The sequence below is a fragment of the Actinotignum stranguriae genome, from assembly GCF_051265215.1.
In the GTDB taxonomy this organism is placed as follows: domain Bacteria; phylum Actinomycetota; class Actinomycetes; order Actinomycetales; family Actinomycetaceae; genus Actinotignum; species Actinotignum schaalii_C.
In genome coordinates this window covers 1-11,305 of record NZ_JBOZCJ010000036.1, presented here as the reverse complement: position 1 = coordinate 11,305, position 11,305 = coordinate 1, and the positions used below count along the sequence as shown (strand labels likewise).

At 60.8% G+C, this 11,305-nt stretch carries 9 protein-coding genes; 2 read left to right on the top strand and 7 right to left on the bottom strand.

Going from position 1 to position 11,305, the window contains the following annotated elements:
• Nucleotides 1-97: 97 nt before the first annotated feature.
• The 3 genes from ACRQEG_RS09285 to ACRQEG_RS09275 all read right to left on the bottom strand — a co-directional run bounded on the left by ACRQEG_RS09285 (nucleotide 98) and on the right by ACRQEG_RS09275 (nucleotide 3,315).
• On the bottom strand, nucleotides 98-478 hold the full coding sequence (locus ACRQEG_RS09285) for a hypothetical protein (protein ID WP_026429023.1): 381 nt from the start codon (nucleotides 476-478) through the stop codon (nucleotides 98-100).
• Nucleotides 475-696 (bottom strand): type II toxin-antitoxin system HicA family toxin, encoded by a 222-nt coding sequence (locus ACRQEG_RS09280; protein WP_236624477.1) that lies wholly within the window; start codon nucleotides 694-696, stop codon nucleotides 475-477. Before ACRQEG_RS09280 ends, ACRQEG_RS09285 begins: the two co-directional genes overlap by 4 nt.
• 1,059 nt (nucleotides 697-1,755) lie before the next feature.
• Nucleotides 1,756-3,315: a uracil-xanthine permease family protein gene (locus ACRQEG_RS09275; protein WP_320757721.1), complete on the bottom strand. Its 1,560-nt coding sequence runs from the start codon at nucleotides 3,313-3,315 to the stop codon at nucleotides 1,756-1,758.
• Between the two features lie 405 nt (nucleotides 3,316-3,720).
• Here ACRQEG_RS09275 and ACRQEG_RS09270 point away from each other — a divergent pair, with 405 nt between their 5' ends.
• The gene (locus tag ACRQEG_RS09270; protein WP_320757722.1) at nucleotides 3,721-4,317 is read left to right on the top strand and encodes a LytR C-terminal domain-containing protein; all 597 of its coding nucleotides are present in this window, start codon (nucleotides 3,721-3,723) and stop codon (nucleotides 4,315-4,317) included.
• Nucleotides 4,318-4,388: 71 nt separating this feature from the next.
• Here ACRQEG_RS09270 and ACRQEG_RS09265 read toward each other — a convergent pair whose 3' ends face one another.
• The 4 genes from ACRQEG_RS09265 to cysS are packed head-to-tail and all read right to left on the bottom strand — an operon-like array spanning nucleotide 4,389 to nucleotide 8,990.
• Nucleotides 4,389-4,937 (bottom strand): ASCH domain-containing protein, encoded by a 549-nt coding sequence (locus tag ACRQEG_RS09265; RefSeq protein ID WP_320757723.1) that lies wholly within the window; start codon nucleotides 4,935-4,937, stop codon nucleotides 4,389-4,391.
• Nucleotides 4,930-6,486, bottom strand: coding sequence for a hypothetical protein (locus tag ACRQEG_RS09260; protein ID WP_320757724.1), 1,557 nt, complete (start codon nucleotides 6,484-6,486; stop codon nucleotides 4,930-4,932). The genes ACRQEG_RS09265 and ACRQEG_RS09260 overlap by 8 nt, the downstream gene beginning before the upstream one ends.
• Nucleotides 6,458-7,480 (bottom strand): 23S rRNA (guanosine(2251)-2'-O)-methyltransferase RlmB, encoded by a 1,023-nt coding sequence (rlmB, locus tag ACRQEG_RS09255; protein ID WP_320757725.1) that lies wholly within the window; start codon nucleotides 7,478-7,480, stop codon nucleotides 6,458-6,460. Before rlmB ends, ACRQEG_RS09260 begins: the two co-directional genes overlap by 29 nt.
• Nucleotides 7,481-7,487: 7 nt before the next feature.
• Nucleotides 7,488-8,990 (bottom strand): cysteine--tRNA ligase, encoded by a 1,503-nt coding sequence (gene cysS, locus ACRQEG_RS09250; protein WP_320757726.1) that lies wholly within the window; start codon nucleotides 8,988-8,990, stop codon nucleotides 7,488-7,490.
• 169 nt (nucleotides 8,991-9,159) lie between these two features.
• Here cysS and ACRQEG_RS09245 point away from each other — a divergent pair, with 169 nt between their 5' ends.
• Entirely contained in the window at nucleotides 9,160-10,470 is a 1,311-nt protein-coding gene (locus tag ACRQEG_RS09245; RefSeq protein ID WP_320757727.1) for an MFS transporter, read from the top strand.
• Nucleotides 10,471-11,305: the final 835 nt, after the last annotated feature.

The window sequence follows — 11,305 nt, the reverse complement described above, 5'->3', positions numbered from 1 at the left end:
GCTCAATAAGGCTGACTTTTCGTTGCTATGGCAGGGCAAACCCCGGATATAAGACCCACCATTTGTCTATTAGCCCTACAAAGCAGTACCCCCAAAGTTACGCGGCAAGCTGGCTGACACGTCCCGCAGTAATACCGAGAGCCGACGCGATTTCCCGCGTAGAGTACCCTTCCTCCCGCAAAACATGGATGGAATGCAAGGTTGCTTCCCGCAGACGGGCCTGTTCAACTTGGAGCTCGAGCCTCCTCTTAGCGATTGCGAACGCCACCTGAATCTCCGGGCTTAAACCTTCACCAGCTTCTAGCTGGATATTGAATTTAGCTCCGCTGGGTAAATCTGCAGCGAGAACGATTGCATCCATCATTCCTTTGCACAGTTTTTTGAGGGTGGGGGCAAAGTCTACAGCTTCGGGAAATTCCACACACTGACCAAGCCAGTCGGTTTCCTCGCGGGTTACAGTAACGCGGTAGGTTTTCATTTTGTGAGCCATCCTTTCCCAAGTATTGGGGCGAGTTGTTTTTCGATGGTTTTCAGGGTTCCGATGCGAATGTCGTGGCTCCCATGTTGTGGGACAGTTGCGAAAACGGTCTGTCCGTCGCGCGTGAGTTTGTAGCGGCGATGTGAACCTTCTTGCCGGACGCATTCGCCTCCCACTCGCTCAATGCGTTTGTTGATTTCTCTCGCCTTCACACCCATGAATTTAGCCGCTAAACAATAACATGTCAAGGAGCTAAACACCCCAAGCCTCCCGGACGCCCGAGGAACAAGGGGTTTTCCCGAGATGTACCGCGCACGTACGACAAGTGCAGTACAGGTCTGAGAACACCTAGCACCCCGACGGGACACGTGTGACTACTGGGCATCTTGAGATTACAGCACTTCCAGCGTAGTACGACTTGCCCCCTCACCTCTCATATATGAACATAGGTACCCAGCTCGACGGCCCACACCTTCGATGGCTATGGACGGTAAGATATGTATCGCGGCGCTTTGATGGGCGCTTCATCGATGAAGTAACGCAAAACTTCATGCCGCTTTATTTATACAACCATAGACGAGGGAAGTTATATCAGCACCACTGCAGTGCTCCGGATGCGGTAGCAACAATATTTCCGTGCAATTCGTAGAAAGCGGTCAGCACTCCGCCCGTAAAGGACTCGGCGGGCTTGGCCGTCTTAACAACTCGGCACGGAAAGTCACTGGGATGATGACATTCGGTACATCGAACCTTTTTTGGAAGAAATCTGAAGGAACCATCCACACGAAAACAAAGAACGGCAAAATGGCCATTTGCCAAAGCTGCGGTAATAGCTGGAAAATCTAGAGATTCTTCCGATTTACCCCGTAGGCACATGCTGCCTGCGGGGTAAATTGATTCTCACAACATGGTCCACCTTATGAATGAGCATGGCCACCGTAACTCCAGCTAATCATGAAGACCGTCGTCGCCAATACCTTCGAGCTGCTCAACGTGGAAAATACCGGTTTCTGCTTTACCCTCAGGCCAACTGTCACGGAATAACCGCCGCGGGGCGGGAAGCTTCTTCGGCTTCCCGCCCCGCGTGCATCCATTTATTTTTTGAGGCCGGCGCAGTTCTCGACCGATTTCCGGTCAAGCCCGGCCAAGTTCCAGCCAGGTTGCGGTCCACTCTCGGTCCGGTCTCAGCCGAATTCCCGTCCGGCCCCGCCCCGAATCGCCACGCCATTCGCGCGAGTCCGGGCCGCCTAGCTGCGCCGTCGTACCAGAAGATGCCGCTAGTTGCTAGCGTGCGTGCCCTCCGCACCGCGCGAAGCATCGCGCGAAACGTCCGCGCCGCTCACGTTATCCGCACCTGCGGCACCGCCCGCGCGCGTCGCACCTTCAGCATGCCCCGCGATTTCCACGAGCTCTGCAAGCTCCGGTGCGCTCTGCACCCGCTGGCTCGCCGGCGTGCGCGCCAGCTTCCCATCGGGCTGAACATCCCAGGACCGTTCCAGGTGACCTTCCGCAAGCTCCGCACCCGCGGGGGCCGAGGCCGGCGTCGCCGGTTCGAGGGACGTACCGCGCAGGCGCGAAACCGCGCGCATGCAGTGGTAGATAATAATGGCACCGAAGGAACCGAGCGCGATTCCTTCGAAGACCATATCCCCCACCGCCCAGGTGTAGTTCGCAATCGCAACCACCATCGCCACCGCGGCGGTATTGAGATTGACCGGATCGGAGAAGTCCACGCGGTTCTGCACCCAGATACGCACCCCAAGCATCCCGATCATGCCGTAGAGGATTGTGGCCGCGCCACCCAGCACCCCGGGAGGAATCGTCGCAACAACCACGCCGAACTTCGGGAACATGGACAGCAGCAAGGCGCTCACCGCCGCCACAATGTAGGCCGCGGTGGAGTAGACGCGAGTCGCAGCCATCACTCCGATGTTTTCCGCGTACGTCGTGGTACCCGAGCCCCCGCCCGCGCCGGCGAAAACGGTCGACAGGCCATCAGCGAACAGCGCCCGGCCGGTTACCCCGTCCAGATTGCGGCCGGTCATCGCGGACACCGACTTCACGTGACCCACGTTCTCCGCGATCAGCACCAGCACCACCGGGACGAACAACCCGAGGGTGGACACATCGAAAGCCGGGGCGTGGAAAGTGGGGACACCCACCCAGCTGGCATCGCCAATAGCGCTGAAGTCCACTTCGCCGCGGATGCAGGCGCATACATAACCGATAATGACGCCGATGAGGATGGAAAGACGCCCGATAATGCCCTTGAAGAGAACCGTGACCGCGAGCACCGCCACGATGGTCACCACCGCGGTCACCGGCGCGGCCTTGACGTTATTCCAGGCAGCGGGAGCCAGGTTGAAGCCGATGAGTGCCACGATCGTGCCGGTCACCACCGGGGGCATGAGCTTATCGATCCACCCCGCACCGAAGACCATGACGATGAGGCCGACTACCAACAGGGCCGCACCTGTCGAAATAATGCCACCCTGGGCGAGCGCCATCCCGTGCGAATCAATGGGACCGCCGCCCTGGGTGTAGCCGGTCACCGCACCGATGGGCGCAATGAGGGCAAAAGAAGAGCCCAGGTAACTGGGCAATTTTCCGGCGGTAATAAGGATAAAAAGAAGGGTTCCGCATCCCGTGAAGAACAATGTCGTCGAAGGATCGAAACCCGTTAATAGGGGAACGAGGAACGTTGCGCCAAACATTGCAACAACGTGCTGCATTCCAATGCCGATTGTGGCTGGCCACCCCAGCCGTTCGTCCGGTTGAACCACCTCACCCGGCGCGATGCGCACACCGTCGCCGTGAAGTTTCCATACTTGTGCCATGAATGCTCTCCTCGTTGCTCTTCGCGCGGGCTTACCCGCACATCAGAAGGAATGGGTTCGCAATCTCGCAGTGGCGACCGGGGTACCGCGTGGCGACCGGCCCGCCCACACTCGTTTGAACCTGAATTAGTGTATGGCTTTTTGCGGTCGCTGCAAGTCCCGCGCGACTCGCTTCACAGGGGCGACGACGCCGCTACCGCTCAAAAACTAGGTAAACACTACGTAAACGAGGGGAGATGGGATGTGTCACAATGCCTGCATGAGCATACACACGAGCAGCCCACGCACCTAGGCCGCTAGCTACCGTGCCAGCACCTGCACAAACACACTCACGAGCACGGCAATGCGGGCTATCTCCCAGCGCGCGCAGCTGCTTTTTTAGGTCTGGTGAACTAGCGTTAAACCGTGACCCAGCAGCATCTTGGGCCCCGCGAGGCCTACCGTCGTAAGATCCAGCAGCGCCAGACCGTGGTGTTCAGCATCGTGTCCGGGGCGCTCGCGATTGTTTTTGCCCTCTGCCTGCTCATCTGGCTCGGCATTCTTCCTTCCCCGATCAATAAGGAATTCGCCGCCGATCCGGATCCCGATGAAGTCACCATTCCCTGCCTGAGCGCCCCCACCGCGCCGCTGGAGCTCTCGAAAATTAACGCTAATGTGTATAACTCCACATCCTCGAGCGGACTCGCAGCGGAAGTTGCGCATAACCTCGCGGAAATGGGGGTCACCGTAGGAACGACGGCGAACTGGCCAGCCGGTGTGGATAAATACGGTGCTATTGTGCAGGCCGGACCCGATGGGCTGGCTGCTGCCTACACCTTAGCCACGTACATTCCCGATTCGGTGGTGGGATTTTCTAATGACACCACAGGCCAAACGGTCACGGTGATCCTGGGGGAGAAATTCGATGCGCTGCGCAGCCCGGAAGATGCCGCTGCCCAGCTTACCGACGGACAACTCACTTCCCCGGACAGTTGCGTACCGGTCAGCGAGGCACGGAAGTAGGCGGCCAGCTTTAGCCACCCACAGTTCCCGGCCAGCTTGTGCTTGGCGCTAGCCTAGCTGCGTGCAACCGGCTACTTTCCAGCCACCGCGCCCGGCCCGAGGTGATCATCGCGGTCTGAGTACAGCACGGTAAAGCGTTCGACCACTACATCGCCTGCCGGATTAAATTTCAGCCCGGCAGCTGCCGCTTCCGCTCGGAAAAACTCCGCGTGGGTAGCCCGCCAGCTTTCCAAACTGCCGTCCCCTTCACCTTCGGCCCGCGCGATATCTGTGTCCACCTCCGCGAAGGGCATGACCTCCACGCTATCGGTGCGGATAAGGGCACGCGGGCGTTCCGCCCCATCCAGCACGATCGCTAAATCGCCTTTTTCGGGAAGCGGCACATCTTCGGCGCGGTAACTATCCGCCCAGCTTGACGTCGCAGTTTTCCTCCCCGCCACAATGAGTTCGGCAATCTCGGTGGCTTCTTCGGAGCTGAGGCCGAAACTAAATGCCGGGGGCCGGAAAGCGGAAATCGATTCGCCACCCGTGATGACCTCGAGCGGGTTGATTTTCCCGCGGGTGACCGCACGGGCCCAAAAAGCTTCGAGGAAGCCTTCTACCTGGGTGTTCTCACTCATGGGTATCCTCCTCGGCCGGTGCGAATGGTTGTGTGGCAGCACCCGGGTTGAGGCCTTCGGCCTCCAGGGCAGCGTTAAGCCATTGGGTGGTAAGAATGCGCACCAGGGCATTAGCGCCCAGGGCCCCGCCCGCAATGGTCAGCGCGCGATACCCGCGTTTATTCCAGCGCCGCGCTCCGGCGATAACCATCGCCAAGCCCAGGCCGGCCTGAGCGGAAGAAATAATCTCCAACAGCCGTGGATGATCCAGGTAGAGACGCCGATATACTTTCCACATCCCAGCCGGGGCGGAACCGTAGCCGGATACCTCATACGCCAGGGATGCTTTCATGCGCTCCGGGAAAGCCTGCGGCGTGAAAACGGTAGCCTCCGGAATATCCGCGGCTTCCCGCTCGCCGCGTAATACTTCGCCCACAGCTGCCGGCAGGCCTAGCACCTCGAGGAAACGCGGCACTGCTTCGGATACCGGGGCGGTCAGTGCCTCGGTCAGATCCCCGGCATCTACCTCCGGGAAATCATCAAGGATACGCCGCACCCGCGCACCCGCTCCCAGCTCTTCCCGGGAGAAAGCCGCAGCTGCGCTATCGGCTTCCACGTGCGGGAGGTCCTGGAGAGTATCGAGCCATTTCCAATAGGTAATACCGGAGTTCTGCCGGATGACCAAGACCGGGTTGCGCCAGCTCGGCGCCGCCCCGGCAGTGGAGAGCACGATCACGAATTCGGGCCGCCGCCCGATCTCTGCGTCGCGGGCCAGGGGCACATCGGCCACCATAACATTGGCGTTCCCATGCTCGAAAACAGCCACCGGTTTTTTGATCCGCGCCGCCAGACCCGGCACCCGCGCAAAAGGCACATCCGAAATCGCCACCATAGGCCCGTTGTGCATGGTCGGTATTTTTCCTTCGTCACCGGGCAGCAGCGGGGAATCAGAGACCGGCGCATCCCCGCCAACTTCGCTTGCTGCCGGATCCGCCGCGGGAGCGGCGGCGGCGTCGTTATGAAAATGCGCGTCCGCGTACGCGAGATCAGCTTCCGTGACATCCACTTCACCCAAATCAATATTCGGGTACACCACGTAACCATCCACTTCAATGTGGATTTTGCGCAGTTCGTGATCCATTTTTTGGGCGAAATCCACGAGGTTGAGGCCGGGAACGATACCGGGTTCCTCCTGTGTGTTCCCAATATCCGCACCCGTTCCGGAACGCTCGTTCCCGGGATGCTCTGCGCCCTCCGCGTCTGCCTCATCCGCTCCAGACCGCGTTCCAGACTGCGCACCGGACGTAGGAACGCCGGGCGCACCCGCAGCACCGGAAGCGCCGGGATCCGCGGTGTCACCTTCCGCCTCGACCGCCTCCAGGACACTCCGGATCGTGGCCACGCGGCGCCGCTTGCCGGTCACCGCAATCTCAAAACGGAAAATATCGCCGTCGTGATCCCCACGAACCACCACGCCTTCGCGCGCGAAGAAATCTTCAAGTTGGGCGGGGCTAGTCAGGCTCTGGTCGAGCCGCTGCACCTCACCGCGAACCGGCCTCCACTGATACATTGTCCCCTCCGTTCATCCGTGCCCGGATCCGATCAACCTGGTAGAGCGAAATTCCCGTGGCGACCGCGGCGTTGAGCGACTCCATGCGCGCAGCGATCGGGATTGAGGCAATCGCATCGCATTTATCACGAATGAGCCGCGCCAGCCCGCGCCCTTCCGAGCCGGTCACCAGCACCAGCGGAGTATCTGCCAGGCTGAGGTTCTCCACCGTGGTGGAGCCGCCGCCGTCCAAACCGACCACGAAATATCCCATTTTCTTCAGTTCGTCGAGCGTGGATGCCAGGTTCGTTACCCGCGCCGTCGGTACAATCGACACCGCCCCGGCCGACACCTTCCACACCGTGGCATTCACGCCGGCCGCGCGGCGCTCCGGCACGATGACCGCATCCGCGTTGAAAGCCGCCGCGCTGCGCAGCACCGCCCCCAGATTATGCGGGTCGGTCACCGAATCAAGGGCCACGAAAAGCGGCAGTGGCCCGCCCGCTTCGTGGCGCTCCAGAGCCGCGCGTGCCTCTTCAATTGCATCCGCGTACTCGTAGGGCGGCACTTCAATGGCCACGCCCTGGTGCACGGCGTTCTCCGTCATCCGGTCGAGCTCGCCGTGGGAAACTTCCACGAGCGGCGCACCCAGCGCGGTTGCCTGCGCCACCAGCTCGGCCAGGCGCTCGTCACCCACCGCGGAAGTCTGCATAAAGACCCTGGTCAGAGGCACGCCGGCCCGCACCGCTTCACGTACCGGATTCCGCCCGCAAATCAGTTCGTGGCCGGCCGCGGTATGCAAGTCACGGCGCAGCTTAAAGCTGTAACGCTCGCGCGCTTCGGCTTGCGCTTTGCGGGCATCGCGCACCTGCTTTTCTTTATAGGCCTTGTGGTAGACCCTTTCCTCCGCTTTCGGGGTGGGGCCCTTGCCTTCCAGGCGCCGGCGGTTATTCCCGCCCGAGCCGACCGTGGCGCGCTTCTTGCCCTTGGGGCGCCGGGTGCGTCCGTCTCCCATATTTCTCCTACTTTTCTTCCGCGCCGGTGGCGGATTCTTCTACGTTGGTGGCGGAATTTTCCGTGCCGGTTGCGGGTTCTTGCGCGTTTTCTAGGTGCCAGTGGGCACCGTCCACCGAATCTTCCACCGCAATGCCGGCCGCGTGCAAAGTATCGCGGAGCGCATCGGCCCGGGCCCAGTCTTTCGCGGCGCGCGCGGCCGCGCGTTCCGCCAGCATGGTATCAACGACGGCGCCCAGCGCCCGCGCGGTCGCTTTATCAGTACCACTGGAATTACGCCAGGGTGCAGCCAGGGGATCCAGCCCGAGCACATCGAGCATGGCCCGCACCCGCACCTGGGCGGCGCGCACCCCGGCGCTGTCTCGTTCCGCGAGCGCGGCGTTCCCGCGGCGCACCTCCTCATGGATCACGGCCAGCCCACTCGAAACATTGAGGTCATCATCGAGGGCCCGCACGAATGCTTCGGGTAGATCCGCCGGACCCACGGCCGCGATTTCTTCCGCCGGTACTTCTTCAGTGGCGGCAACCGACCGTTCCACGAATCCGGCCAGGCGCTCCCACACCGCCCCGGCTTCCGCCAGGTTTTGCGGCGTGTAGTCCACGGTGGAGCGGTAGTGGACCGTTCCCAGCGCGAAACGCACCACCGCCGGGGATACCTGCGCGGTAACATCCTCCAACGAGACGACATTCCCCAGGGACTTACTTATTTTTTCGCCATTAATGGTCACCCAGGCGTTATGCATCCAGTACCGCGCGAAATTCCGCCCCGCCGCATGCGCCTGCGCCTGCTCATTTTCGTGGTGCGGGAAACGCAAATCGATCCCGCCACCGTGAATATCAAATTCTTTACCCAGGTAGTGGGTGGACATGGCGGTGCACTCCAGATGCCAGCCCGGGCGCCCGCGCCCCCAGGGAGTATCCCAGGCCGCGCTTTCCGGCTCACCCGGCTTGGGTGCCTTCCACAGCGCGAAATCATGCGGATTGCGCTTATCGCTTTCCCCGCCGTCCTCATCCACCACCATATTTTCAAGCTTTTGGCGGGTGAGGGAACCGTAATCCGGTAGGGACGCGACATCAAAATACACATTGCCGGGTTTGCCCACATAAGCATGGCCGGCGTCGATAATCTCCTGGATAAGCGTGATCATCTGCGGGACGTGCCCGGTAGCGCGAGGCTCATACGTGGGATCCAGCACGCCGAGAGTACGGTAGGCGGCGCTGAATTCCTTTTCGAAACGGTAGGCCCACGCCCACCACGGAGCACCGGCCTGCGCGGATTTATCGAGGATCTTATCGTCAATATCGGTGACATTGCGCACCAGGCGCACCTCATTGCCGCAGCGGCGCAGCCACCGCACCAGCACATCGAAGGCCAGAGCGGAGCGAATATGCCCGATATGCGGGGACCCCTGCACCGTAGCGCCGCACAGGTACACACTGACCTTCCCGGGTTCCAGGGGAACGAAATCCCGGACGGCACGGGCTGACGAATCATAGATCTTGAAGCTCACGTAGCCAGTTTACCCGCTCCCTGCCGGCCAGGCAGCGCCCTTCCTCTGCTGGTGTACCCGGGCCGTGCTACTGCCTGTGGCCGAAGCTGCGCCGTCGTACCTATCCCCGTACTACTTCCCCGCGAGTGCCGTTCAACGCCTCGTTACCCTCCTCGCCTACGATGAAGCCATGCATAACACTTCCGCGCGTTCCGTTCTTTTCAACCGCCGGGTTTTCCCGTGGGCGCTGTGGGACTGGGGTTCGGCAGCTTTTAACGCCGTCGTCACGACCTTCGTTTTCACCCCGTATCTGTCCAACGAAAAATTCTTCGGGTCCCAGGCCAATGCCTTGATCGGCTGGGGCTTGGCGCTCGCCGGGCTGCTCGTGGCACTTATCGCCCCTGCGGTGGGGCAATGGGCGGACCGGTCGGGAAAGAAAAATTCCCTCCTTACCCTCACCACCCTCGTCACCATTGCGTGCATGGCGCTGCTGTTCTTTGTGGCACCCTCGCCTTCCTACCTGTGGCTCGGGGTAGTGCTGCTGGCTGTGGGCAATATTGTTTTCGAGATCGGTTCGGTGGTCTACAACGCGATGGTCACCGATATTTCCACACCGGCAACCCTGGGCCGCATCTCCGGTTTCGGCTGGGGCATGGGATACGTGGGCGGTATCGTGCTCCTCCTCATCCTCTTTATTGGCTTCATCAGCCCGGATACCGGCTGGTTCGGGGTGACGAGCGCGAACGGTATGAACATTCGCGTGTGTATGATCGCCTGTGCGCTGTGGACGCTGATTTTTTCCGCCCCACTTATGGTGCTCTCCCGTGACGAAGCTCCGCGCGGGGAACAATCCCGCGGCGTTATCGCCGCCTACCGGGCTATTTTCCGCTCTATTGCGCGGCTGTGGCACGCTGATCGCTCCACGTTCTGGTTCCTGATTTCTTCCGCGATTTACCGCGACGGTCTGGCTGGCGTCTTCGCTTTCGGCGGGGTGCTCGCGGCCCGCGTTTTCGGTTTCACGCCCGGAGAAGTCATGATTTTCGGCATCGCGGCGAATGTGATCGCGGGGGTTGCGACCATTGCTTTCGGGTGGTTGGAAGATATTATCGGCGCGCGCCGCGTTATTTTGATGTCGCTCACCCTTATGATCGCGTGCGGCTGTGTGTTGTTCTTTATGCACGACGCCGGAAAAACCCTCTTCTGGGTCTTCGGCTCCCTACTGTGCATTTTCGTGGGGCCGGTCCAGAGCTCTTCGCGTACCTACCTGGCGCGCCGCGCCGGCCGGGAGAATAGCGGCGAGCTTTTTGGCCTCTATGCCACCACCGGCCGCGCGGTTTCTTTCCTCACCCCGGCGCTTTATTCGGCTGCGATTATGAGCTTCGGTTCGCTGGCCGGGGTGAGTGGGGATGCCGCGGCCCACTACGGCATTCTGGGGATTATCGCGGTGCTCGCGGTGGGGCTGGCCGCTTTCTACGGTTCGCTGCGCGCCGGGCGGCGATAACTCTGGCATCGGCCGCCGGGGAAGCCCGGCGCTCATCTGCGGCGAGCCACCGCAGTCCCAGCGGGGCACTATATGTTTTCAGAGCTGTAGTGCATTTGTCGTACATGCGAAGTACACCCCAGAAAACACTCCGCCTCCCCGGCGCGGCGCAGGTGGAGTGAGTCGTTCTCAAGCGCCGAGGCTGCACAACGTGCATTTTGGACCGTTGGGTGCGCAGATTGTACGTCACTGACAATAAAACAGGGAAAAACTGTCACCCACGTACATTCCGTTAGCCGGCCTGGTCGCTCACTTCCTCGAAGTGGGCATTCTGGACAGGCGGACCTGCACAGTGGGCGTAAGGAACCCAAACCCCGATGAAAACGGTGCTGTTATGCCCACTTTGTATCTCAGGGTTGGCTTGGTGCCGGCTCGGTGGGCCCGGGCGGGAGCGTACTTAGCGAGACGGATGCTGGATCGGGTTGGGTAGGGCCGGCCTCCAGCCCCACGACGTGGCGCCAAAGTGGTACTAGAGAACATCGGACTGCACAGAGTGGTACTGCACGACAGGAAACCGTGCTTTGACCGTAGCTCCAGTACCACTCTGTTCGTGATCACCGGGTGCCGATGCCACGCTGGTGTAAGCAGCGGTCACAAAGTGTAAATTCCGGAGACGGGGCTCGCGTAGTGCAAGCCCAGAGCAGAAATCGGGCCACAATGGTGCCTGGATGTGCACCCTGTTGTGAACTGAGGACAGCCCGCCATGGGCAACTCATTTTTCGGGCTAATAGACAAATGGTGGGTCTTATATCCGGGGTTTGCCCTGCCATAGCAACGAAAAGTCAGCCTTATTGAG